This window comes from Vreelandella neptunia (assembly GCF_034479615.1).
GTDB classification, from domain to species: Bacteria; Pseudomonadota; Gammaproteobacteria; order Pseudomonadales; family Halomonadaceae; genus Vreelandella; species Vreelandella neptunia.
Genome location: NZ_CP140255.1, coordinates 3,837,332 through 3,861,115, shown reverse-complemented (window position 1 = coordinate 3,861,115; position 23,784 = coordinate 3,837,332). Strand labels below are relative to the sequence as shown.

Below are 23,784 nucleotides of genomic sequence, written 5' to 3'. Positions count from 1 at the left end.
AGTGTCTCTTTTAAGAATATCTTTAAATAAAGCGCCACTGTGTCGATATAAATGTTGGTGCCGCTATCAGTGGCTATGACCGATTAACTCTGTCTTCGATAAACCCTGTTAGGCCTAGGCGAAGTGCGTTTGAATCAGTTCGGCGACGTCCATGGCCGCGCTGGCCGTGGCGTGTAGCTCGGCACAAATCGATTCAAGCTTTGAGTCGCCAAACAGTTGTCCGTAAGCCACATAAAAGTCGTGACCGTCGATTTCGACGATACCCACGGAAGCCAGCGGTAACGCAATGCCCTGGCGCAGCAGCACTTCGTTGAGTTCAGCGGTATTGTTGACGCTATCTACGGCCACAATAGGCGCCATGGCGACCCACTCATTTTCGCTGCGCGAAAGGGTAATCGGCAAGTTGCCGTAGTCGTTAAGCTCCCAGATCAGGGTCTGATTCGTTTCATCCAGACTGATAGTACCCTCAGGCCACTCAAGGGACGCATCTCCGTCGTTGTTGTTCGCTGGCTGGTGGACTAATTTATATAGCTCGGTGGCGGTGATGCCGTTGGTAACGGTAGGCGTAGTCAAGGCAATCTGCTCCATCGTTTGTTAAGTGACCTTACCTTAACATTTCGTAGAGCAAATGGTTCCTTTTCGCAAAAAAATGCCCCGCATGCTGCGGGGCAAAATATTGGGAGAATTGTGCTTTCAAGACGGATAGTTAGGAGGTTCGGTAAGTGTCGTTGAACCGCTTGCGCAGTTCATTTTTCTGTACTTTGCCCATGGTATTGCGCGGCAATTCATCGACAAAGAAGACCCGCTTGGGCTGCTTATACTTAGCCAGGCGACCATCTAAATGGGCGATGACTTTCTCCTCTTCAAGCTGGTTTTCTCCAAGATCAGCGCCCTGCTGGCGAACGACCACTGCGGTAACGCCTTCGCCAAAGTCAGGGTGCGGTAGACCGATCACTGCGGATTCTGCGACCTGGTCAAGCTCGTCGATCACCTGCTCCACCTCTTTGGGGTAGACGTTGTAGCCGCCGGAAATTACCAGATCCTTGTCGCGACCAACAATATGCACATAACCCTGATCATCGACCATGGCGAGATCGCCGGTAATGAAGAAGCCATCGTCTAATAGCTCTTCACGGGTTTTTTCGGGCATTCGCCAGTAGCCGATAAAGACATTCGGGCCGCGAATCTGCAGCATGCCAATCTCGCCAAAAGGCACTTCATCGCCGGTTTCTCGGTTGGTAATGCGCATCTCCACCCCGGGTAGCGGCATGCCTACGGTGCCTGCTCGGCGGGCGCCGTCATAGGGGTTGGAGAGGTTCATATTGGTTTCGGTCATACCGTAGCGCTCAAGAATCGCATGGCCCGTTTTGGCTTCAAATGCCTCATGGGTTTCAGCGGTGAGCGGGGCGGAGCCGGAAACGAACAGCCGCATATGGGCGGTAGCTTCTGGGGTCAGGCGCTCGTCCTGCACCAATCGGGTATAAAAAGTGGGTACGCCCATCATCACGCTGCCATGGGGCAGCTCTTCGAAGATCACATCGGCATCGAACTTAGGCAGGAAGAGCATGCTGGCACCCGCCATCAAGGTGACGTTGCAGGCGACGAATAAGCCGTGGGTGTGGAAAATCGGCAGTGCATGGATCAGCCGATCATCAGCGCTGAAATGCCACGCTTTGGCCAGTGTCTCTGCGTTAGAGGCGAGGTTTTTGTGCGTTAGCATGGCGCCTTTGGAGCGCCCGGTGGTGCCCGATGTATAGAGAATAGCAGCCAGGTCGCGCTCGCCAAGTGCCACAATATCCTCACGCGGCGTTGCCGCTTGGGCGGTTTCCATCAGGCTGCCATCGGCGGCGTTGCCCAGGGTGACCACCGCCGGACAGCCGGTTTCAGCAGCAAGCGACCGCGCTTGCTCTTCTATCTTGGGACGACAAACGAACAGCGCAGGCTCTGCATCGTTTAAAAAGTAGCGAATCTCATCGCCGGTATAGCCCGTATTAAGCGGTAGATAGACACCGCCGATGCGCAGACAGGCCAAATAGAGCAGTATCGCTTCAGGGCTTTTATCGACCTGGACGGCAACGCGATCGCCTTGCTTAACGCCTAACTCGGTTAGTGCGCCAGCAAGCTGCGCACTGATGGTCAGCGCATCGGCATAGCGATAGCGGCGGCCGTCGCGGGTGGTAATAAAATCGGCCTCTGCGCGTTCGCGCATTTTGGCAGCAAAGGTTTCAAATAGATTGTGGCTCATTTGGTGGTCTCTCCCTTGGCCAGTTTGCGGGCGCGTTTGGCGAGGTCACGCACCTCATTTGAGCAAGCAACGGCCGCCTTGGCGGTATAGTTTTCGTGATTGCGCTCGATATCGTCCAGCACATACAGGTAGTTAACCATCAGTCCGGCGGCTTGTTTAAAGCCCTTCTCGGAGATATCGCCCAACCAGTTAATGCGGTGAAGTTCGGCGCCATTGCCGAGGTGAAAGCGGGCCACCGGGTTGAGCGGCAGGCCGTGGCGGTTCTTCTCTTCGACCAGGTAACGGGCAGCCAGCGGGCGAATAATGGCTTTGAGCTCCTCTTCGCGGGCTTTGTCCTGATGCCATCCCTGTGTTTCAAGCCCTTTGAGTGATTTACGCAGCGACGCGGGAAGCTGCTCATCCTCTCGCTGCTCCTGAAGCCACTGAGCGAAGCCAGGCACCGGAGAAAGGGTGACGAAGTATTTAAGCTGCGGCAGCTCCTGGGAGAGCTCTTGCACCACCTGTTTGATCAAAAAGTTACCGAAGGAGATACCGCGCAGCCCGGTCTGGCAGTTGCTGATACCAAAGAACGCTGCTGTATCGGCATCTTCGGGGTCGTCGATACCTTTTTTGCTATAGCTGCTTTCGCCAGAAAGGATGGGCTGAATACGGCTTGGCAGACCCTTATGCAGGGCCACTTCCACAAAGATCAGCGGTTCGTCGCCAATCGCCGGGTGGAAAAAGGCGAAACAGCGACGGTCACGGGCATCTAGGCGCCGGCGCAGATCGTCCCAGTCCTGAATTTCATGCACCGCTTCGTAGCGGATGATCTTCTCTAGAATTGAAGCGGGCGTGTTCCAGTCAATGCGCTTGAGCATCAAAAAGCCGCGGTTAAACCAGGAACCGAACAGATGGGCGAAATCGTCGTCGATGGGCGCTAATTCCGGCTGTTCGCGTAGTAGCCCCAGCAGGTCTTCACGCATTTTAACCAGCTCATAGGTGCCGTCGCTGGCCAGGTTTAACCGTCGGAAAAGCTCTTGGCGCCGTGGCTCGCAGGCCTCAAACAGGCGCTGTAGTGATTGGTTGTCGCGCACCTCTTGATATGCCAGATAGGCCGCGTCAATGGGGCCGGGCTCGGCCGCAAAGTCAGCCGTTAGGCGGGCAAAGAAGCTGCTTTTTTCAGCTGCCGAAAGGCGCTGGTAAATCGCCAAAGCGCGGCTCGCCAGCGCGATGCTAGAGGCTTCGCCATCGCTTTCCAACAGTTTCTGGCAGGCATGAACCAACTGCCCATGGTCGGGCGTTAAGGTCTCGGGATGGCGGCGCCGCAACAGGGCATCACGCTGGGTGATGTTGTTGAACAGCTCCTGCAAAAACAGCATGTTCATGGTCGAACTCCTTAACCCATGATCAAGTTAGGTAGCCAAAGCGCGATGCCTGGGAAGAGACACAGCAGCAAGATACCCAGCACCATGCACAGCGCGTAGGGCAAGCTCCCCATCAGAATGTCGCGCAGCGAAATATCCGGCGCGATGCCTTTAATAATGAACAGGTTGAGACCCACCGGCGGTGTGATCAGGCCGATCTCCAGGTTGATGGTCAAAATCACCGCAAACCAGTAGGGGTCGAAATTAGCTGCCAGGATGATGGGTAACAGAATGGGCGCGGTCATCACGATCACGGCCACGGGGGGCAGGAAGAAACCGGCCACCAGCAGAAAGAGGTTAATCACCCCCATCAGCGCCCAGCGGTTAACTTCAAGATCGGCAATAGCGGCGGCTACTGTTTGGGTGATAAACATGGAAGAGAGTGCGTAGGCAAACACTTCGGCGGTGGCGATCACCAGCATGATCATCACGCTTTCGCGCAGTGAGTCGCGCATAATCAATTTGATTGGGCCCAACTGCCACATGCGGTAGATCAGGATAGCTAGCGCCAAACATAGGAAGGCACCCACGCCCGCCGCTTCCGAAGGTGTTGCCACCCCGCCATACAAGGCAAACAGGATACCCGCGACCACGCCCAGGAAAGGTAGAACACGCACGAGCGCTTTCAGGTTGGTATCAACATTCTGCTTAACGTTCTGCTTTAGCCGTTCGACGGACTCCGCCATCGGGTTGTTATAGCCACCGGCCATCTTGCAGGCGATCATCGTCCAGATCATGAACAGGCCCGCAAGCATAAAGCCTGGCACTACCCCGGCAATAAACAGTCGACCAATAGAGGTTTCGGTGGAGATGCCGTAGATGATCATGGTGACCGACGGCGGAATCAGGATACCCAGGGTGCCGCCCGCGGCAATACAGCCCGCCGCTACGCCATCCGGGTAGCCGCGCATGCGCATTTCGGGAATGCCCATTTTACCAATCGCCGCACAGGTGGCCGGTGACGATCCCGAGAGCGCAGCAAAGATTGAGCAGGCGCCGATATTGGAAACCGCCAAGCCGCCGGGCAGTTTGCCCATCCATAGATCCAGCGAGCGATACAGATCGCGCCCGGTGGGGGAGGAGGCTACCGCAGCGCCCATCAGAATAAACATCGGAATGGCGACAAAACCAAACTCGGCGATGCGGTCAAAAAAGGTTTCACCGAAATAGGTGAGCTCGGAAAGACCACGGTCATAAATCAGTGCCAGCAGCGATACACCGCCCAGGGCAAAAGCGATAGGGGTGCCAATGGCCATCAGCGCAATCAGTGCGATGGCGACAATAATGCCTAAGGTAATGGGATCCATGCTTAGTTCTCCCCACGCAAAATTTCAGCCACATACTGCAGTGACAGCACAGTGACGCCGACGGCCATAGGCAGCAGGGCTGGCCACAGTGGTGGATTCCAGACAGAACCCGTCGTCCACTCACCGTGAAGTGCTTCAAAAACATAGACCCAGCTGGCATACGCCAGGGCGGCGCAGAAACCTAATCCAAACAAGGAAGCGATCAAGCGCATGATGGTGCGGGTCATACCGCCCAGCGCATCGGGAACAATGGTGATAGCCACATGCCCGCCGGTCATCAGCACATAAGGGCTCCCCATCAACATCGCAGCGGTTACTGAGAAGATGGTAAATTCGGTCTGCCAACTGGTGCTCATTCCGAGTAAGTAGCGAATAAATACCATCTGGCAAATCACTAATACGCCAGCGATAAACATGGCGCAGGCTAAATAGGCGGAAAGCCGCGAAAGCTTATCCATGACGCGAATGTAGCCGCCGATAATGCCCCCTCGCGCCAGAGCATTGTGTGTCGTTGCAGGTGCCATATTTCCCTCGTCAAGCTGGTTATTTCACCAAGCTAAGCAAGCATCAGTTGAAAACGGCCACCCCGAAGGGCAGCCGAGCCGTTAGGCATTAATGGGTTGCTTACTCGACGGCCAGCGCTGCATCGATAATGGCTTGGCCATTGGGAACATTGTCGGCAAAGTTTTTGTAGGAGGTTTCCTTGGCGATATCGAGCCAAGCGTTGTAGTCGGCCTCGCTCATTTTGACCACCTCGACGCCGTTCTCTTCGTAAAGGTCGACCATCTCCTGGTCAATAGCGGCTGCTTCTTCAGCGAAGAACGCTTCGGCGGCTTCACCGGCTTCCATCAGTGCTGCTTGCTGCTCTTCGTTAAGCCCCTGCCACACTTGTTCGGAGATCAGAATCGGCTCGTACATATACCAGAGCGCGAAGTCGCCTGGCTCTGTCAGGCACTCGACCTGCTCGTAAAGCCGATAGGAGATAAACGACATCGACGAGGTGTTGGCGGCGTCCAATACGCCGGTTTGCATGGCGGTATACACCTCGGAAGAGGGCATGGAGGCAATAGAGGCACCAGCGGCCTCAAGCATTTGTTCAAACGCAGGTCCGGCAGCGCGGAAATTTTGGCCCTCGACGGTATCCGGGGAGGTAACGCACTGTTCACTAGATGCAAAGCCACCGGATAACCAGGCGTCTGCAAGTACTCGAGCGCCGCCTTCGCGAATGACCTCTTTAATCATGTCCATATATTCAGAGTCATTCAGGCGTTGAGCATGGGCCTGATTACGCACTAAGCCCGGCATCAGCGTAGCCGAAAATTCCGGATGCCGACCACTAGCGTAGTCCAGCGGGAGAGAGGTGATATCGAGGCGACCACGAGCGATAGCGCCCCACTGTTCACGCGCTTTGAACAGCGATTGGCCCGGATAAACTTCTATGGTCAGCCCTACACCGGCATCGGCTACTTCGCGGGCCATCATTTGCACCATTTCGTCGCGAACATCTCCCTGACCCCCGGGGAATTGATGCGATGCGCGTAGCACGGTATCGGCAGAGGCGTGGGAAGCGGCAATGGCGAGACCGAGGGCGGCAGCAGTTGAGATCAAATAGCGTTGCATTTGGCGTCTCCAACAGTTGTTGTTGTGTGTTTGGATTGACTATATGTATCTATCAGTCGAGCTGATATATATATCAATAGGCGTTGCGTATGCTAATGTCAACTCTATGGCAGCATTAAAACGGTAAAGGTGAGTTGCGATCCAAGGAGGTAAAACATGACGGGCACCAAGCGATCCAACGCTCAGAAATTAAGAGATTCTCTTGAGGATGACATCATCAATGGCCGCCGTTTACCGGGAGAGCGCCTTGATCCAGAGGCCTTGGGGCGCGAGTTTCAGGTTTCGCGAACGCCAGTGCGCGAAGCCTTTCAACAGTTGGTCGCCAGCGGCTTGGTCACCGTTTCCCCTAAGAAGGGCACCTTCGTGGCGAAAGTGGGGATTGATCAACTGATTGAGATGTTTGAGGTGATGGCGGAGTTGGAGGGCATGTGCGGCCGCTTGGCGGCACGCCGGATTACTGAGCTGGAGTTGGCCGCGTTACGCGAAGCACATCAGCGCTGTGAAGCAGCGGCCCTGGCCGGTGACAGCGACGAGTATTACTACGAAAACGAAGGCTTTCACGACTGTATCTACACCGCTAGCCACAACGCCTTTTTGGCCAGCGAAGCGCGTCAGCTAAAGCAGCGCCTAAAGCCCTACCGGCGCCTACAACTGCAGGTGCGCCAGCGGGTCAATACTTCCCTCAGCGAGCACCAAACCATCGTCGAGGCTATTGAGCGGGGTGACTCTGTGGTCGCTCAGCAAGCACTGAGCGACCATGTATTAATTCAGGGCGAGCGATTTAGCGATTTTGTTTCCAGTGTACGCAGGATGGAGTCACCGTTAGAGAGAACGGGCTGATCCGAATGTATCGGTTTTTATAAGTATGTCCGAATCGGTGGGGTAATCGTCCTTGCCGACATAGGGCGCAGCGCTGACACTCTCTCTAATGCTTCGAATCCCCGTTAGCGGAGAGAGACTGTGACTCGCCATATTGCTCTATTTGCCTACCCCGACTGCCAACTGCTGGACGTCAGCGGCCCCTGGCAGGTGTTTGCCAGCGCCAATGCGCTAAGCCCCCAGCCGCTCTACCAGTTGACCTTGGTCGCCGACGCCGTCGGCCCGGTTGCCACCAACGGCGGCTTAGCTGTGCACGCTACGCACTCCTACCACCAACTTACGCATTTACTGCCTCTGGATACACTGTTGGTGGCGGGCGGCAGTGGCGTGTTGCAGCAGCGTGAAATAGCCGCAGTGAAGCAGGTGCTTTGTGAGGTCGCCCCGGAGGTGAGGCGGCTAGGTTCGATCTGCTCCGGGGCATTTTTGTTAGCCGCTGCAGGGTTGCTGGATGGCTGCCGCGTCACCACCCACTGGCGCCATGCACCTCAATTGGCAGATGAATACCCCGCACTAAGCGTCGAGCCGGATGCGCTCTATATCGAAAGCAACGGCCGCTACACCAGCGCCGGTGTAACGGCGGGGATTGATTTGGCGCTTTCGCTGCTAGAGGCAGATCACGGTGCTGATCTAGCCGGGCGAGTGGCCCGTGAGCTAGTGGTGTTTTTGCAGCGCCCAGGTGGGCAGTCGCAGTTCAGCGAGATACTGCGACACCAACAAGAGGCGGGGCCACTGCGCCGCTTGCTGGATCAACTCCACGCCGATCCCAGCGTAGATCACGGGCTTGAGAGCATGGCCGACCTGATGGCGGTCTCCCCGCGCCATTTAACCCGGCTATTTAGGCGCTACTTAAATACCACCCCCGGCGCTTACCTGACCCAGCTACGCCTTGAACAAGCGCGCTTGGCGCTGCTCAACGGGCGCGAAAACGTATCCCTTGAGCGCCTGGCACAGCGCTGGCGGCTGGGCGGCGCGGAGCAGCTGCGCCGCCAGTTTCAGCGTTACTACGGCGTATCACCCTCGGTATATCGACAGCGCTTTGCGTCTTCCCAAACAGATGATTCTATTCAGGAGAAAGTTTCATGCCTTTAACCGTCACCCTATTGTCGCTCTGCCAGGCGCTACTGGTTACCGGTAATGTCTTACTGATTGCCGTTTCTCCGCTGATTGGGGCGTCTTTGGCGCCAAGTGCGTCCTGGTCTACCGCGCCTGTCGCCACCCAGTGGCTGGGGCTGATGTGTGCGACCATTCCCGCCTCGTTAATTATGGCCAGGCTGGGCCGGAAGCGCGGCTTTATGCTGGGCAACCTGGTGGGACTGGTGGGCGCACTGCTCGCCGTACAGGCGCTAATCGGCGAGCGCTTTGGGCTGTTCTTGCTGGCAACCTGGCTGATTGGTATCGGCATTGGCTTTGGTCAACTCTATCGCTTTGCCGCGGTAGAAGCTGCCCCTACGCCGATGCGTGATCGGGCGATTGGTTTGGTGATGGGGGGTGGTGTGCTGGCTGCGTTTGCCGGGCCGTGGCTGGCCAGAGTGAGCCGTGAGCTGGGTGAGGTGCCGTTTCTGGGCAGCTTTGTGGGCTTGGCAGCGCTCTACGCACTGGCGCTGGTGGTGCTGATGCTGACGCAACTGCCGCCTGCATCCCGTACCCACGGTGAAGGCACCGCACTGCCGCTGGGTAAGATACTCCGCCAGCCTGGATTTATTGTGGCGGTGAGCGCGGCAATGGTCGGGTACGGCGTAATGAATCTGGCCATGACCGCCACACCGCTCGCCATGGCGGGGGCGGGGCACCACTTTAACCACGTTTCAATGACCATTCAGTGGCACGTGGTGGCGATGTTTTTACCCTCGTTCTTTACTGGCCATTTGGCCACCCGCTTCGGCGCTAAGCAGGTCATTTTGGCAGGCTGCCTGCTGCTGGTGGCCAGTGCCTTGGTCGCTCAGTTGGGTATCGGTTTGGCCGGTTTCAACGTGGCGCTGATTTTGCTGGGCCTGGGCTGGAACTTCACCTTTTTGCCCGCCACCGGGCTGCTCACCGAGAGCTACCGCCCGGTAGATAAAGCGCGCACCCAGGCCGCCAACGAGTTTTTAGTCTTTGGCACCGCCGCGATCACTGCGTTGCTCGCTGGGCCCTTGGTCAGCGGCTTAGGTTGGGCGACGCTTAACCTGGTGTTGATCCCCATCGCGCTGGTGCCCTTGGCGGTGCTGGTGTGGCAGCACCGAACCCGGCTGGCAAACGCTTAAAAATCCCCCGGCGCGCACTGCAGGCAAGTAAGCCCGAGCGCGCGCCACTGGGCGACCACGGCATCACGATCATCCAGCACCAGCCAAGGCGCAAAGCCGTCGCTGCGCATGCGCTCCAGTAACGCCTCTTTTACCGCTTCATCATCCACATGGTCATCGCCCTTAGGACGCAGGTACATGGCATCAAAGGGGATGGTGTGGCGCTCTAGCCAGCGCTGGGTATGCTCACGGTGGCTATCCGGGCGACCGCTGCAGATAACGATCTGCTGGCCTTGGGCCTTCAGGATTTTAACCAGCTTGGCCACCGCTTCGATCACCGGCGCTTCGGCCATATGGGCAAAGAAGGGCTCCCACTGTTTTTGGCTGCCCAGCACCCAGTCACTGACCTGATGGGGGTGAAACTCGGCTAAGGTGCCGTCAACATCAACAATTACTGCGGACATGCAAAACTCCCTAAACTGGAAAGGGTGACTAGACGTGAATGAGCAGATAAACGCTGGGCAGTGCAGAGGCGCTCGCCTAGTAGTCCATGCCAGGCATTCAATTCGTTATTGGCAAGCTGGGTAAATAGCGGTACCACTTGAGTGGCGCCCAACTGATCGGCAAGCGCCACCAGGTGCGACGCGCGTAGGTGAACATTCCAGCGCTGCCAGCTGATTTGGCCTGCCGCTAGCTCGGCGCGGCGATCAGGGGTTAGATAACCGGTGTGGAGCAGGTGGTGATTGGGCCACTGTTGCGGAGTATCGCTGCGATCGCACATCAACATAAGGGTTGGCGAGTAAGCGTTTTGCCGCGCTAAAAGTGAGCGAATCGAGTGGTCGAGCCCAGGCCGACGCAGTGTTGCAGGCAGTGCCAAGAGCGCGGCCAGGTTGTCGCGAATCACCGGGTCGATGGCGAGCGTTAACTGCCGCCGGTCAGCCTCTTTCGCCAGCCAGAGTGCCATCTCCAGAGCGCGGCCGGTTTCCGGCACCGGAAATGCCAGCGGTTGATAAAGATGCTCACTAATGGCCTGTACACAATGTGCTTGGGGTTGGTCGTAGCTGCCGTAGGAGGCATCCAGTAGCGCAATAGCCGCTTTCGGTGGAGTATCAAAAGGAAACAGTTGCGACTCAAAACAGGCGTCGCCGCTATAGTAAACACCGCCTTCCACCGCTAAATGCAGCCACACACCGCCTAGCGAGTGTCCCGCTTGGCCGGTGGTAACAATGATGCCTTCCACCTCTAGCGTGCCGCGTTCGGGCAGTGGGTGCCAGGGGCGGTTGTGCGGCAAGGCCTTGGCTACCAGCGGTGTGCAATAAAGTGGCACGTTCTCCGCTAGCTCGGCCACGCCGCCGATATGGTCGATATGGTCATGGCTGATCAGTACGGCATCCACATCCAGGTTGTTCGCCCAGGTAATGGTGTCATCCGGGTGGAGTGCACCGCCTGCATCTAGCAGTAGGCGTTTTCCCTGGGCTTCTACCAGTATCGCGGCCGGGCCTTTGGCGCCTAAACCACTGAGAATCTCGATATTGACACTCATTGTTCGGGCTCCAGGCACCAGCCCTGCTGAAGGTCGACGGCAACCTGGCTACCCAGGTCAGGCGCGATGTGGTGGTAGGCCAGCAGCGTTTCGCCGCTGGGCAGGCGTAGGCTAAGTTCATAGCGTTCGCCACGAAAAATAACGCTCTCTACCTGTGCGGCAAGCTGATGAGCAACTGGCGCTTGAGTGCTAATCTGAATATGCTCCGGGCGCACCAGCACGCTTTGGGTTCGTTCGGACGTGATGGCGTTCAGTCCGCGCATCAGGGCCGCGCCCTCAAGGCGCTTCCCAGGGTGACCGGCGGCGACCTTTAACTGGCTGCCCTGGCCGATAAAGCCTGCTACCCAGGCAGTTCTCGGCTGTCTGTAAAGGGTTTCAGGGGCGCCCCATTGAACCAGCTTGCCCGCTTTCATCACGGCGATTTTGTCTGCCAGCGCCATGGCTTCGGTTTGGTCGTGGGTGACATAGACCAGCGTTGCGCCCGTTCGCTGATGAAAATCGCGGAAGCTGTGCTCCATGGTGGCGCGCAGGTGACGGTCAAGATTGGCCAGCGGCTCATCCAGCAGCACCACAGAGGGGTCGCTCACTAAACAGCGCGCCAGGGCGACGCGCTGGCGCTGGCCGCCACTGAGGGCCTGGGGCATGCGGTCGGCATAAGCATCGAGCTCCACCAGGGCCAGGGCCTGCTGCACCTTTTGGTGATACGCCGCCCCGCGCAGGCCGCGCAGTTTGACCGGGTAGCCGACGTTGTCCGCCACGCTCATATGCGGCCAAAGCGCATAGGACTGAAATACCATGGCCATATTGCGCTGCTCAGGCGGCACATGGATATCGGCGCTGGCCAGGGTACGATTGGCTAATTGGATCGTGCCGTCGTTGACGGTTTCAAACCCCGCCAACATGCGTAGCATGGTGGTTTTGCCACAACCACTGGGGCCGAGCAGAGCGACAAACTCGCCTGGATTGATCGTCAGCGACAGCGCATCAACGGCCGTCTGTTCGCCAAAGCGCTTGGTAACACGATCGATCGATAGCCCTGCACTAGATGGCACTGCCATGCCTAACTCTGCCATGGAATGACTCCTTTAGGTAAACGCGGCGCCAGTAAACTGAGTGTCAGCATCAGCGAGGCGACCATGATCACCACCAGCACTGACACCGCAGAGGCCAGCACGCTTTCGCCGCCTTCGTCGAGGTTGAAAATCAGCACGCCGAGGGTTTCGTTACCGGCGCTCCATAGCAGGGCTGACACGGTCAGTTCGTTGACCGCCAGCAGAAACACCAGCAGGCCGCCTGCGAACAGCGCGGGCGCGACCAGGGGTAAAATAATGCTGCCCAGGCGTCGCCAGGGGCCTGCCCCCGCGAGCTGTGCTGCCTCTTCAAGGGAAGGATCCAACTGCGCCAGGCTGGTGGCGACAGGCTTGACGCAGACCACCAGAAAGCGTGCTAGATAAGCGATAAAAATCAGCCCCAGGGTGCCGTAGAGCGCCACATTGATAATCGGCAGCGGGCGGACAAAGAGCAGGATGCAGGCAATCGCCAACACCACGCCAGGCAGCGCATAGGGAATCTCGATGGCACTGAGTACCACACCCCGCCAACGTTCCGGCAGGCGCTGTAGCCGGTAAGCCAGTGGCAGACTCAGCAGCATCAGTACCACCGCCGCGCTGCCCGCTAGCCACAGACTGTTGTTCACCGCTCGCCATGTGGCGCCTTGGCGACCCATCACTTCAGCGTAAGCGTTCAGGGTGGCGGTCTCGGCGTTTAACGGCACGCCCATGGCCGGCACCAGCGAACTGATAATGAGCGCAAGCAGCGGCGCGACCAGAATAATCAGTAATATCCCGACGAGCGTGGCGGTCACCAGAGAGCGCCAACTTCCCAGGGTAAAATCGTGGGAGCGTCCACTATGGCCGCCCAGCCCAAAGCGGCTGCGGTTCATAAGCTGCTGCTGCAGCGCCACCCCGGCCAGCGCCAGCAACCCAATCAGCAGTGATAGGGCGGCCATTTCTGCCAACACGCCGGTACCGAAGTTGGCCATACGCTGGTAGATCAGCGTGGGCAGCACGTAATAGCCTGCGGGAATACCCAGCATGGCGGGGATGCCGAAGTTGCCAAGACTCGAGATAAACGCCATCGCGCCCCCGGCGATCAAGCCGCTACGGGTCACGGGGAGAATAATGTGACCCCACACCTGGGTTTGTTTGGCACCGCTAATGCGGGCGGCTTCTATCAGTTCCCGGGGCAGCGAGAGCAGGCTGGTGCGCAGGGCCAGAAACACCAGTGGCGCGCTCTGGATGCCCAGCAGTAAAGCGATGCCTTCAGCGGAATAGAGCGGTTGTGGGCTGCCTAGCGGCGGCGCTATGCCCATACTTTTCAGTAGCGGGCTGGCCGGGCCAAAGAGCTGCAGCCAGCTCAAGGCGGTAACCTGGGGCGGAATCATCATCGGCAGCATAAAGCAGAACACCAGCCACGCTTTGCCGCGCACATTGGTGAGCGTGATGGCAAAGGCGAACAGGCTACCCAGGATCAGGGCGATCAGCATGCCGAGCCCCGAGGTATACAGGCTCTGCCACAGTGCTCGCCAAGTGCTGGCACTGTTGAGCACCTGCCACAGCGGTGACTGGCGGCCTTGGGTAAGGTCGCTCAACGCCTCGATCAGCAGGCGCAGGCTGGGCGCCAGGCTCAGCAGTACAATGGCGATCAGCAGGCTTGAAAGCAGCCAGCGGTGCTGGCTGCCGTACTTGTTGCCGCTGCCGGTCTTGTTGTCAAAGATGAGAGCGGGCGTCATGATTACCCGCCGAAGAGGTCGCTAAAACGCTGTTTAAGTTCTTCTTCCTGCGCCAATGCTTGCTCGGTATCAACCGGCATCAGGGTAATGCTATCGCGCTCGGGGAAGCCTTCAGGTGGGGTCACGTCGTTGTGGGCAGGCAGGTAGCCCTGCTGGCTGACCAGTTCCTGGCCCTGCTGGGAGAGCACGAAATCAACAAACTTTTGCGCGGCATCGACATTCTCTGCACCCTGCATAATAGCGACCGGCTCGGTCACCGCGCTCACGCCCTCTTCCGGGAACACGAATTCGACCGGCGAGCCTTTGGCGGCTTCACGAATTGGCAGGAAATCCACCACGATGCCGTAGGGCTTGGTGCCCGCGGCCACGGCGTTAAATACGCCGCCGTTCCCACCCTGGGCTTCGGTGCGGTTTTCATGAAGCGCTTCGTAATACGCCATGCCAAGGTCAGGGTTGGCAGTGATCGCCGCCATATGGATCAGCGCAGCGCCGGAGTAAAGCGGACTAGGCATGGTGACCAACCCTTCGTAGTCAGGCCCCAGTAGGTCTTGCCAACTTTGCGGCTGATGCTCGGCGCCGGTGTTATAGACAATTCCGGTGGTGATCAGCTTGGTGCCGTAGTAGTAGCCTTCTGGGTCATACAGGTCGGCGTCATAGGCCTGGCGCTCATCGCTTAGGTAAGGCTGTAAATGGCCTTCTTGCTTGAGTGATTCCATGGTCATGCTGTCGGCAATCAGCAGTACGTCAGGGTTGCTCACCCCGGCTGAAAGCTCCGAGCGCAGCCGTGTCATCAAGCGCGTCGTACCGTCGCGTACCCACTCCACTTCAATGTCGGGATAGGCCGCTTCAAAGGCGTCAACGGTCTGTTGGGCGTCGCTATTGGGCTGGCTGGTGTAGAGCGTTAGCGTTTCGTTCGCCGCTACCTGAGCCGAAAGGGAAAAGCTGGCTACCGCAACAGCAGCAGTAAGGGCAGATGTCGGAATAGATAACAGGGGGCGCTTCAACATGGGTAAACCTCCAGTGAGTTAACCCCACCTAAGCTACTGTCATCTGCTTACAACAAAGTGACACTATGCTTTCGTTCAACATTTTATGGCTTTCGTTTGCCGCACTTTTTGCTTTCGTTGTGCTGAGAGGGGCTATGCGCCAGTTCGAACGTCGACAACAGCTGTTGCAGCGAATCCACTCACAAGGGCGCCAATCGGTAGACAGCCTGGCAGGCGAGTTTGGGGTTTCTGTGCAAACTCTGCGTGGAGATATTCGCCACCTGGCTGATAAGGGCCTGGTGTTGCGTCGCCAAGGGGAGGTGCTGCCGTTTCCCGAGCAGGAAAATATCGGCTACGACCAGCGTCAGATTGTGAACGTGGCGGGTAAACGGCAGATCGCGGCGCGGGCAGCGAGCTTGGTACAGGATCATCAAGCACTGTTCTTAGGCACGGGCACCACGGTTGAGCAGTTGGCCGATGCGCTGAGTGATAAGCAAGGTCTGCATATCATGACCAATAACCTGCATGCGCTGATTAAGCTGTGCCAGTTGAAGTGCGAGCTAGTGGTGGCCGGTGGGCGAGTGCGTCGGCGCGATCAGGATGTGATTGGCGGCGATGCCTGGCGCTTTTTTCAACGCTACCGTGCCGATGTGGGGATTGTCTCGGTGGGGGGAATGGATAGCCATGGCCAGCTTTATGACTATAACGACGACGAAGTGATGGCCCGTGAGGCGCTGTTGGCCCATGCCGGTTATCGCGTGTTAGTGCTGGATAAAACCAAGTTCGACCTGCCACTACGCTGCGCCGCGGGTCAGCTGGGTGATTATGATGCCGTAGTGACCGATGTGCCGCTGCCAGACAAGCTTCGCAGCCCATTGGCTGCTCAAGGCGTTCGGTTTTTAGGCTAAGAAACCTCTGATTAACTACTGCGCTTGCCCATACGGCGTTAAAAATCGCCTCAAAATGCTCATTTACAACCCGTAAACTCCGCTTTTTCGTTGATTTTTGCCTTGTCTCGCCTGCGCCCATCACGTTAATTAGAGGTTCCCTAACGGTGAGTCGCCCAGCTTACTGCTATGCTTAAAGACAAATTTTGTACAGTCGTTTTTGAAAAAAAGGAGGGAGGACACCATGGCAGGTGGATGGGCAAAAGATGGTGCCGAACAAGAGCAGATGGAAAGCACACTGGAAGATGCGGTGCAGCGTGCCCGTAGCCAACTACCTCGGGGAGAAAGTCTTGAGACTTGTGAGGAGTGTGGCGACCCCATTCCGGAACCGCGCCGTAAGGCGATTCCGGGCGTTCGGCTGTGCGTGGTGTGTCAGGGTGAGTTAGATAAAAAACAGTCGGCCTTTAGTGGCTATAACCGTCGTGGCAGTAAAGATAGCCAGCTAAGATGAACGGGCTTGTATTTCACGGATTTAATGCGCCTCATTAATACAGGCATTACTGAAAAAGTAATGCCTACTTTAAACATTAGCTGAAGCCGCCAATACTAAGCCGCGTACGTCTAAGCGTCCTGGTCGGTGTCCGGCAACTGCTTAAAATAGACATAGCGGTGAAGACGAATCGCTGGACGAATCAGCAGTTGGATGCTACCTATCACAAACAGCCACACGCCGACAGTTTGAACCGCACCCTGGTAAAAAAAGCAGACACTGCCGATCGTAAACCAAATACCCAGCATAAAGTCATTGATCATGCTAAGCACTTCATAGCGCTGGTGCACAACGAGCTCTCGATGCCCAATGATGAAAGTCCAGTCGTTGGTCATTGGATCCTGCTGACGCTGCATCATTAGCCTCCTGGATGAATGCTCAATTAATGAAAATTGGGATGAGTTTCGTTTAACGTTTGTATCAATATTCATTTTAACTAAACGCTATTGTGGCACACTATCTTTGTACTCAAAGGTAACGGTTGGCTTCTGGTGTTTATTAATGATGCATGAAAGCCGTAGGTAATCGGATGAAGCATTGAGGGCGAGTAATGTTCAATGACACGTTGCTGACAGCGGTGGAAGACGAGTTGGAAAGGAGGGCTTGGCGGTTACGCTTTAGCGATGAATTGGAGGCGCGTTTTGAAGCTGATACCCAGCGCAAACGAAGCCGTAGCTTGGTCGTTGCAGGTTTGATATCAGCGGTCATCTACTGCGTGTTTTTGATCAATGACTACAGCTTTCGTCCCGACTCTTTTACCACAGCCCTGATATTACGCATTGGGGTGATGCTGCCTATTGGCTTGCCCATTCTATGGTGGGTCTACCGAGGCGTGCCCCCGCCCCTTCGTGAGACCTTAATGGCAAGCACTGTAATCGTTGCTACGGTTGTCTCCTGCTTAATATTTGTGAGTTCCAGTGTTGCCTACTCGTATTTGGACGTTTTCTCTTTCGGTCTTATCCTGCTGGTAGGGAATATCGTTTACTCATTGCGGTTTAGCTATGCCTGTGTGTCATCCGCCATTAGTATATTTATAATATTAGGTTTTGTTTTGCACTACGAACCAATGCCGCCAGAAGTGAAGCGGCTAGCTATCTTTACTATCATCGCTCAGGCGCTGTTCACCTTAATGGCTAACTATCGCTTCGAGCGAAGCGAGCGAACCTCTTACCTGCATGTGTTGAAAGAAAAGCTCCGGGCGGGCTATTACTTCCAAGACAATCAAAAGTTGACCCAGATGTCGGTCACCGATTCCTTAACGAACCTTGCCAATCGACGCCAGTTCGATGCGGTCTTCCCCGTGCGCTGGCAGGAGGCCGCCGATAAAGGTCTCTGTTTAGGGCTGATGGTTATTGATATCGACCATTTCAAAGCTTACAACGATTACTATGGACACCCCCAAGGTGATGTCTGTTTGCAGCAAGTGGCAAAGGCCATGCAGGCCAATAGCCGTGACTCCGATTTAGTCGTACGCTTTGGCGGTGAAGAGTTTTTAGTGCTGATGACCAATGCAACACCTGAAACGGCAATACCCGCGGCAGAGCGAATAAGATGCAGCGTGGAGGCCTTAGGGATTCCTAATCACGGTAGCTCGGCACATAGCGTTGTTACCATCAGTATTGGTATTGCGTTGCTACGCCCCGCAGTAGGCCTTACACCCGCCGACTTGTTGTTAAAAGCGGATGAAGCGCTTTATGAAGCTAAACGGCAGGGCCGCAACCGTATCAGAGAGGCTAGTTTGGTTGATTCACCCTCCTCTGATGACGCTGTTGGTAGCTTAGGTATATCAGCACGGTAGCTGCGGGCACTGCGGCCAATAATACATTTAAACGTTCTGTGAGGAATGACCTTTGGAGATTGATCAACATTACCGCGCGCTCAATGTCGACACCCTATCCGAGCGATTGGGTGGTATTGAGGCGGTGGCTAGTCGAGTGGGCGGAGAACCCGCTAGCTGGGACATTCGCGAGGTGGGTGATGGCAACCTCAACCTAGTATTTATTGTCTCCGGTGATGTGGGCAGTGTAGTGGTTAAGCAGGCGCTTCCCTATGTACGTATGGTCGGAGAGAGCTGGCCGCTACCTATTTATCGCGCCCATTTTGAGTACTACGCCTTGGTGCGCCAGGCCAAGCGTGCGCCGGGGATTGCCCCTGAAGTCTATTACTTCGACAAGCCCCAGGCGCTGATAGTGATGGAGTATCTCCACCCGCACAGAATCTTGCGCCGTAAGCTGATCGACGGTGAGCGCGTTGACCAGCTTGGCGAAACCATTGGCCAATTCTGCGCCCGCACGGCGTTTCGTGGCTCGGAGCTTTCGCTGAGCAGCCCTGAGAAAAAGGCGGATTTAGGGCTGTTTTCCGGCAATGTGGCAATTCCTGCCATCACCGAATCGCTGGTATTTACCGACCCCTATTACGGCGCTGAAATGAATCACCACACGCCGGAGCTTTCGCCGGTGGTGGACGAACTGCGCCGTAATGCGCGGTTAAAAGCCAAAGTGCAGCGGCTGTTGATGAAGTTTACCGCTAACAGCGAAACCATGCTTCATGGTGACCTGCACTCCGGATCAATCATGGCCACGGATACTGACGTGCGGGTCATTGACCCCGAGTTCTCCCAGTACGGGCCGATGGCCTTTGACCTGGGCATGGCGGTAGCCAACTTCCTAATGGCCTATTTCAGCCAGCCCGCCCACCGTCAAGAGAGCGAGCTTGATGAGTATCAGGCGTGGATTCTTGAAGTGATTGAGGCGTGCTTTAACCACTTTAATGCCGAGTTCCGTCACCTTTGGCAAACCGAGCGGACGGGCATTCTTTTTCCCAAGTCGCTGTTTGAAGAGCAGGGCAATAGCGCCGATGACGCTTGTGATGCGCTGCTTGAAGAGATCCGCCTGGATGCGCTGGCCTACTGCGGCATCGAAATGCACCGCCGTGTTTTATCACTGGCCCACAACGCGGACTTTGAAGAGATAGAAGACACCGCGCTGCGCGCCAAGCTTGAAGCGCGCAATGTGCTGATGGGTCAAACGCTGATTATGGAGCCGGAAGCCTATAGTGACCTTACCGCGCTGGCGGATTTAGCCAGGGCATATAACCAGCAAGAAGTGTTGTAGCAAGGGCTGATTATCCAATAGCAGCTTTAGCGGTTCGCGAGCTAAAGCTGCATCCATTATAGATGATGGTTACCGGCAGCTTACAACTGATCCAGGCGATCAAAATTCCCGGCGATATCGCTTTCAGTCCAGTGGGGTACCCAGCCTTCCACATTATCGAAGAAGCGTAGCGCGGTGAATTCTGGCGCTGGGCCCATATCGAACCAGTGGGGTGTGTTGGCGGGTACGCTGATCAGGTCATTGCGGGTACACAGTACCTGATACACCTTGTCATCAATGTGCAGACAAAATAGCCCTTGTCCTTTGACGAAGAAACGTACTTCATCTTCATGGTGGCGATGTTCGTTCAAGAACTTTTGGCGCATGGCGTCTTTGTCTGGGTGCGTTGGCACCATATGCAACACATCGACAGTTTGATAGCCGCCCATGGCTTTGACGCGGTCGATGTCGTCTTGATAAAGCGCCAAAATATCTTCCTGGGTGGCGTCGTCGGCAATTTCGCCCGGCGCTGCCCAGCGCTCGAACAGCACGCCCACTTTGTTTAGCTCAGTGGTAATCTGCTCGCCGTCGGTGGTGTCGATCAGGGCATTGTTAGGGTTCTGATCAGCAAATACTTTCAGTTGCGACATCGTCGGTTCTCCTAAAGCGCAATTTCATCAAAGCGAGTAACGCAAGCATGGGTGTTGCCAGGCTGGGTGCCTTCGCGCACCAACTGCAGGGTTTGCATGCCTGCCTGTTTGGCGGCGTCCAATTCTTCGATCACGTCCGACAAGAACAGCACCGCTGCCGGTGGCAGGTCAAGCTCGGCGACAATACGCTGATAGGCAGTAGCCTCACGCTTATGGCCAATATGGGTATCAAAGTAGCCGCTAAATAGGGGGGTTAGGTCGCCCGCATCGCTATAGCCAAACAGCAGCTTCTGCGCCTGAACAGAACCAGATGAATAGACGTACAGCGCCTTGCCCAAGTCCTTCCACTGACGCAGGGCAGGGGCTACATCGCTATAGAGATGGCCTTTGAAGTCGCCGCGTTGGTAGCCATCCGCCCATACCATACCTTGCAGTGCTTTCAGCGAAGTTATTTTTTGGTCAGTCTCGATCCAATGTAGTAACTGCGCAATGACTGCTTCCAGCGTGGCATCAGGGGCACCCATTTCACTGCGCACGGCGTCGATCTGCTCGGCAACCGCAGGTATGTCTGCATTCGCGCGAAGAAAGTCTGGCAGTTTGGAGTGGGCGTAGGGAAACAGCACCTTATGGACAAAGTTAATGTCCGTGGTGGTGCCTTCAATATCGGTCACAATGGCGCGAACAGTTGAATTACTCATTTAAGGCTACTCATTTAAGACTGCTCATTTAAGACCAGCGACTCTCTTCAAGGATACAGGCAAGTAAAAACTCAATCGCTTCCAGGTGGCGGCGACAGCTGGCAATGCTATCGCCCACGGCATATATGCCATGCCCCGCGACCAAAAAGCCCCAGGGCATCGGCCAGCCGCTGCGTACGTGCTCGGCCAGTTCTTGCATATCCTGGGAGTTGGGTACCACCGGCAAGCGGATGCTAGCCTCGTGGGTCACGTTACCCGCTAAGGCTTTTTGCATTTCAAAGCCGCTTAGCTCAATACCCTCTGGGAAGCGACGCGAGAGCACCGTGCTGGCTATCGTGTGGGTGTGCAACACGCAGTTAATGGTGCTGTCCAAACGATAGAGGGCGGCATGCAGATCGCTTTCCGCGCTAGGTTTCCCATCGCCGGATAGCACCTTGCCATCCAGGTTGCAGAGCAACAGGTCATCGGCCTGAATGCGGGTTTTATCCCGGCCAGAAGCGGTGACAAGATAGCCCGCCTCGGTACGGGCGGAAAAGTTACCGCCAGTGGCGGGTGTCCAGCCTTGCTGCGCCGCCCATGAAATGGCGTCCAGCAGTTCAGTTTGTAGCGTCATCATAGGATCTGCGTCGCCTCTTCTAGTGGCAGCCATTCTATATGATAAGCTTCGCGCCTGATAAGCCGTGCTGTTGTTCTGCTAGTCAAGTTCAAGTGCTCAAGGAGCCCATCAATGCCTCATCTTCAATCACGCAGTTTGCGGATCTATGCCGACCACCTTGAGTATTTGGATCAAACCCAACTGCCTCAGGCGGAGCAGTGGGTGCGTTGTGACTCGCCAGAAGAGTGGCAGGTAGCGGTAAAAAGCTTAGCGATTCGCGGTGCGCCGCTGATTGGTTTGAGCGCCGCTTTCGTGCTGGCCCAATACGCCGCTCGCCACCCACAAAGTGATTGGCAGTTGGTGAGCGATCGCTTACGCGCCACGCGTCCCACGGCAGTTAACTTAATGTACTGCCTGGATGCCATGGAAGCCTGCTTTGAGCAAGGCGTCAACGCCCTGGCCAAACGTGCCGCTGAACTGTTTGCAGAAGACCGCGCGCTATGTCAACGCATGGCCGAGCGGGGCGCTGACTTATTACACTCGGGCGACCGCGTGCTCACCCACTGCAATACTGGCGCACTGGCCACCGCAGGGGTGGGTACGGCCATTGGTGCGTTGGCAGTGGCCAAACAGCGCGGTATAGAGCTGCATGTGTTTGTAGATGAAACCCGCCCGCTGTTGCAAGGCGGCCGTTTAACCGCCTGGGAAATGGCCGACCTGGGCATTCCCTACCAGCTAATTACCGACAGCATGGCTGCAAGCCTAATGGCCGCAGAGAAAGTCGACAAAGTGATGGTGGGGGCCGACCGTATCTGCGCCAACGGCGACTTCGCCAACAAAGTGGGTACTTACATGCTGGCGGTGGTCGCTCACTACCACCAGGTGCCGTTCTATGTGGTGGCCCCCTACACCACGGTTGACCCCGCCTGTGCCACTGGTGCCGAGATTCCGATTGAACAGCGCGACCCCGCCGAGATCCGCGGCGTCGCTGGCGCCTTTGGTGAGGTTACCTGGGCACCCGATAATGCACCGGTATGGAACCCGGCCTTTGACGTCACTCCCGCCAAGCTCGTGACGGCTTGGGTGTTGGATACCGGCGTATTTGATGCCGCCGCGATAGCTCGCGGTGAACACTGCCTGGGGCGCGGCGAAAATAGGAGCGAAAGTTAATCGCTAGCCCAATAGCGTTAGCTCATAGACATGGTGGATATGCTGACCATCCCAGTCATAGCCAAGATGGCGGCCTTGCCGTGTGGCGGAGAGCACGGGGGGACGAAGCACCGCGGCACATTCGCCTTCCGGGTCTCGAGCGCTGGGGTAAACGATGCCGTCGGTTTGTTCCTCCCAGGCTTTTCTACCCAAGGTTTGTCCGGCTGCCCAGCTATCCGGTCTAAGAAGCGTTTGGGCCGCATCCTGTCGGCGTAAATCAATTAGTTGGCCCGTTAAATCTGACAGATAAACACGCTGCTGAAGCATCATGGGCGGTTCGTTTGACTCCCCCATAAAGCGCTCTGCGTGGTAAACGGTTTCGGCAATGGCGGTGGCTTCGGTGAGTGCGCAGTAGTAGGCGCCAAAGGTGCCATCGCTAAAACGCGAACCGGTCGCGGGGAAATGGCAGAAGGCCGCCATGACGGGCGTCCAGCCGGGGCCGTAGCGACGGTCATCATCACGAACCAAGTGAATAGCTCCCGCTTCCTCACGCAGCCTTGCGGAGGTTTCACCCTCCAGCTCATTGAGTAAGTCCCGGTCATCAGCGTTGCTGTTGACGCCTTCGAATAAATCAATGGGAGGAAATCGCGAGGGAATAACCCGGTAGCTGGGTCGCCACGTAACGTTGCTCAGCGGGAATGTCATGCATGACCCCCACCACGCGCGGCATCTAAATGTTGGCGAACAACGTAGAGGTCGGAGACTTGTCCATTCAACAGACGCTCCATTGGTGTGTGGCCAGCAAAAAGAGGGTTACGGTTGGCTCGCTGCAACCAGCTGTTAGCCGCCTCTTTATTGGGCAACAGTATATGCAGTGCTTTGTAGATGCCGAGAATCAACGACATCCGCTCTAGATGATTAGCATCTAGTCGGGCATTCTCTGGTGCCTGCTTCCAACGCCGATAGGTGGAATCAGGCACCCCTAGCAGCAGAGCGGCTTCGCTCTCTTTCAACCCCCATGCGTGTGAAATATTGGGGTAGGTACGCATCGCAGCGGCCCCCATTTCGCGGCGCTTGTCGGCTGTTTTGTGCTGAATAGCCATATATTTTCCTCCTCACTTATCTATACATTACGCCAAGTGAGCGAGTTTTGAAAATATCGACCAT

General features: G+C 56.4%; 25 protein-coding genes. 8 read left to right on the top strand and 17 right to left on the bottom strand.

Annotated elements, in window-relative coordinates:
• Positions 1-114: 114 nt before the first annotated feature.
• The 6 genes from SR894_RS17925 to dctP form a co-directional block, all read right to left on the bottom strand.
• The gene (locus tag SR894_RS17925; RefSeq protein WP_227405878.1) at positions 115-573 is read right to left on the bottom strand and encodes a DUF2170 family protein; all 459 of its coding nucleotides are present in this window, start codon (positions 571-573) and stop codon (positions 115-117) included.
• Positions 574-706: 133 nt separating this feature from the next.
• Positions 707-2,245 carry a malonate--CoA ligase gene (locus tag SR894_RS17920; protein ID WP_133733317.1) on the bottom strand — a complete coding sequence of 513 codons (1,539 nt, stop codon included), beginning with the start codon at positions 2,243-2,245 and terminating at the stop codon, positions 707-709.
• Positions 2,242-3,609 carry a malonyl-CoA decarboxylase gene (locus SR894_RS17915; protein ID WP_223288629.1) on the bottom strand — a complete coding sequence of 456 codons (1,368 nt, stop codon included), beginning with the start codon at positions 3,607-3,609 and terminating at the stop codon, positions 2,242-2,244. The genes SR894_RS17920 and SR894_RS17915 overlap by 4 nt, the downstream gene beginning before the upstream one ends.
• 11 nt (positions 3,610-3,620) lie before the next feature.
• A complete protein-coding gene (locus SR894_RS17910) occupies positions 3,621-4,955 on the bottom strand; it encodes a TRAP transporter large permease (RefSeq protein WP_133733315.1) in 1,335 nt (444 codons plus the stop codon).
• 2 nt (positions 4,956-4,957) lie between these two features.
• Positions 4,958-5,479, bottom strand: a complete 522-nt coding sequence (locus tag SR894_RS17905) for a TRAP transporter small permease subunit (protein WP_133733314.1) — start codon at positions 5,477-5,479, stop codon at positions 4,958-4,960.
• A 100-nt stretch (positions 5,480-5,579) separates the two neighbouring features.
• Positions 5,580-6,575 carry a TRAP transporter substrate-binding protein DctP gene (dctP, locus tag SR894_RS17900; protein WP_133733313.1) on the bottom strand — a complete coding sequence of 332 codons (996 nt, stop codon included), beginning with the start codon at positions 6,573-6,575 and terminating at the stop codon, positions 5,580-5,582.
• A gap of 156 nt (positions 6,576-6,731) precedes the next feature.
• Here dctP and SR894_RS17895 point away from each other — a divergent pair, with 156 nt between their 5' ends.
• From SR894_RS17895 to SR894_RS17885, 3 genes are all read left to right on the top strand, one after another.
• The gene (locus SR894_RS17895; protein WP_133733312.1) at positions 6,732-7,415 is read left to right on the top strand and encodes a GntR family transcriptional regulator; all 684 of its coding nucleotides are present in this window, start codon (positions 6,732-6,734) and stop codon (positions 7,413-7,415) included.
• A 120-nt stretch (positions 7,416-7,535) separates the two neighbouring features.
• A complete protein-coding gene (locus SR894_RS17890; protein WP_223288630.1) occupies positions 7,536-8,543 on the top strand; it encodes a GlxA family transcriptional regulator in 1,008 nt (335 codons plus the stop codon).
• Positions 8,534-9,697, top strand: coding sequence for an MFS transporter (locus SR894_RS17885; protein WP_223288631.1), 1,164 nt, complete (start codon positions 8,534-8,536; stop codon positions 9,695-9,697). Before SR894_RS17890 ends, SR894_RS17885 begins: the two co-directional genes overlap by 10 nt.
• Here SR894_RS17885 and SR894_RS17880 read toward each other — a convergent pair.
• The 5 genes from SR894_RS17880 to SR894_RS17860 are packed head-to-tail and all read right to left on the bottom strand — an operon-like array spanning position 9,694 to position 15,017.
• Positions 9,694-10,140: a phosphatase domain-containing protein gene (locus tag SR894_RS17880; RefSeq protein WP_133733309.1), complete on the bottom strand. Its 447-nt coding sequence runs from the start codon at positions 10,138-10,140 to the stop codon at positions 9,694-9,696. The genes SR894_RS17885 and SR894_RS17880 overlap by 4 nt on opposite strands.
• On the bottom strand, positions 10,128-11,219 hold the full coding sequence (locus SR894_RS17875) for an MBL fold metallo-hydrolase (protein WP_223288632.1): 1,092 nt from the start codon (positions 11,217-11,219) through the stop codon (positions 10,128-10,130). Before SR894_RS17875 ends, SR894_RS17880 begins: the two co-directional genes overlap by 13 nt.
• Positions 11,216-12,292 (bottom strand): ABC transporter ATP-binding protein, encoded by a 1,077-nt coding sequence (locus tag SR894_RS17870; RefSeq protein WP_133733307.1) that lies wholly within the window; start codon positions 12,290-12,292, stop codon positions 11,216-11,218. The genes SR894_RS17875 and SR894_RS17870 overlap by 4 nt, the downstream gene beginning before the upstream one ends.
• Positions 12,280-14,010: an ABC transporter permease gene (locus SR894_RS17865; protein WP_223288633.1), complete on the bottom strand. Its 1,731-nt coding sequence runs from the start codon at positions 14,008-14,010 to the stop codon at positions 12,280-12,282. The genes SR894_RS17870 and SR894_RS17865 overlap by 13 nt, the downstream gene beginning before the upstream one ends.
• A 2-nt stretch (positions 14,011-14,012) precedes the next feature.
• Entirely contained in the window at positions 14,013-15,017 is a 1,005-nt protein-coding gene (locus tag SR894_RS17860) for an ABC transporter substrate-binding protein (RefSeq protein WP_223288634.1), read from the bottom strand.
• Positions 15,018-15,151: 134 nt separating this feature from the next.
• Between SR894_RS17860 and SR894_RS17855 the strand changes: the two genes are divergently transcribed.
• Positions 15,152-15,904 (top strand): DeoR/GlpR family DNA-binding transcription regulator, encoded by a 753-nt coding sequence (locus SR894_RS17855; RefSeq protein ID WP_035538847.1) that lies wholly within the window; start codon positions 15,152-15,154, stop codon positions 15,902-15,904.
• Positions 15,905-16,127: 223 nt separating this feature from the next.
• On the top strand, positions 16,128-16,394 hold the full coding sequence (locus tag SR894_RS17850) for a DksA/TraR family C4-type zinc finger protein (RefSeq protein ID WP_035580731.1): 267 nt from the start codon (positions 16,128-16,130) through the stop codon (positions 16,392-16,394).
• Between the two features lie 110 nt (positions 16,395-16,504).
• On the opposite strand, the gene SR894_RS17845 is transcribed toward SR894_RS17850, so the two are convergent.
• Entirely contained in the window at positions 16,505-16,792 is a 288-nt protein-coding gene (locus SR894_RS17845; protein WP_322535443.1) for a YrhK family protein, read from the bottom strand.
• 191 nt (positions 16,793-16,983) lie between these two features.
• Here SR894_RS17845 and SR894_RS17840 point away from each other — a divergent pair, with 191 nt between their 5' ends.
• Positions 16,984-18,231, top strand: a complete 1,248-nt coding sequence (locus SR894_RS17840; protein WP_223288636.1) for a GGDEF domain-containing protein — start codon at positions 16,984-16,986, stop codon at positions 18,229-18,231.
• Positions 18,232-18,283: 52 nt separating this feature from the next.
• Positions 18,284-19,546: an S-methyl-5-thioribose kinase gene (gene mtnK, locus SR894_RS17835; protein ID WP_223288637.1), complete on the top strand. Its 1,263-nt coding sequence runs from the start codon at positions 18,284-18,286 to the stop codon at positions 19,544-19,546.
• 80 nt (positions 19,547-19,626) lie between these two features.
• Here the strand turns inward: mtnK and SR894_RS17830 are convergent, their stop codons facing one another.
• From SR894_RS17830 to mtnB, 3 genes are read right to left on the bottom strand one after another with little or no spacing between them, the layout of a single operon-like run.
• Positions 19,627-20,175, bottom strand: coding sequence for a 1,2-dihydroxy-3-keto-5-methylthiopentene dioxygenase (locus SR894_RS17830; protein ID WP_223288638.1), 549 nt, complete (start codon positions 20,173-20,175; stop codon positions 19,627-19,629).
• Positions 20,176-20,186: 11 nt separating this feature from the next.
• The gene (gene mtnC, locus SR894_RS17825) at positions 20,187-20,873 is read right to left on the bottom strand and encodes an acireductone synthase (protein ID WP_223288639.1); all 687 of its coding nucleotides are present in this window, start codon (positions 20,871-20,873) and stop codon (positions 20,187-20,189) included.
• Positions 20,874-20,901: 28 nt separating this feature from the next.
• A complete protein-coding gene (mtnB, locus tag SR894_RS17820; protein ID WP_223288640.1) occupies positions 20,902-21,489 on the bottom strand; it encodes a methylthioribulose 1-phosphate dehydratase in 588 nt (195 codons plus the stop codon).
• A 111-nt stretch (positions 21,490-21,600) separates the two neighbouring features.
• Between mtnB and mtnA the strand changes: the two genes are divergently transcribed.
• Positions 21,601-22,638, top strand: coding sequence for an S-methyl-5-thioribose-1-phosphate isomerase (gene mtnA / locus SR894_RS17815; protein WP_223288641.1), 1,038 nt, complete (start codon positions 21,601-21,603; stop codon positions 22,636-22,638).
• A 3-nt stretch (positions 22,639-22,641) separates the two neighbouring features.
• Here mtnA and SR894_RS17810 read toward each other — a convergent pair whose 3' ends face one another.
• Both SR894_RS17810 and SR894_RS17805 read right to left on the bottom strand, forming a co-directional pair.
• Complete coding sequence (locus SR894_RS17810) at positions 22,642-23,322, bottom strand: RES family NAD+ phosphorylase (RefSeq protein ID WP_223288642.1); 681 nt, start codon at positions 23,320-23,322, stop codon at positions 22,642-22,644.
• The gene (locus SR894_RS17805) at positions 23,319-23,720 is read right to left on the bottom strand and encodes an MbcA/ParS/Xre antitoxin family protein (protein ID WP_133733294.1); all 402 of its coding nucleotides are present in this window, start codon (positions 23,718-23,720) and stop codon (positions 23,319-23,321) included. The genes SR894_RS17810 and SR894_RS17805 overlap by 4 nt, the downstream gene beginning before the upstream one ends.
• Positions 23,721-23,784 lie beyond the last annotated feature (64 nt).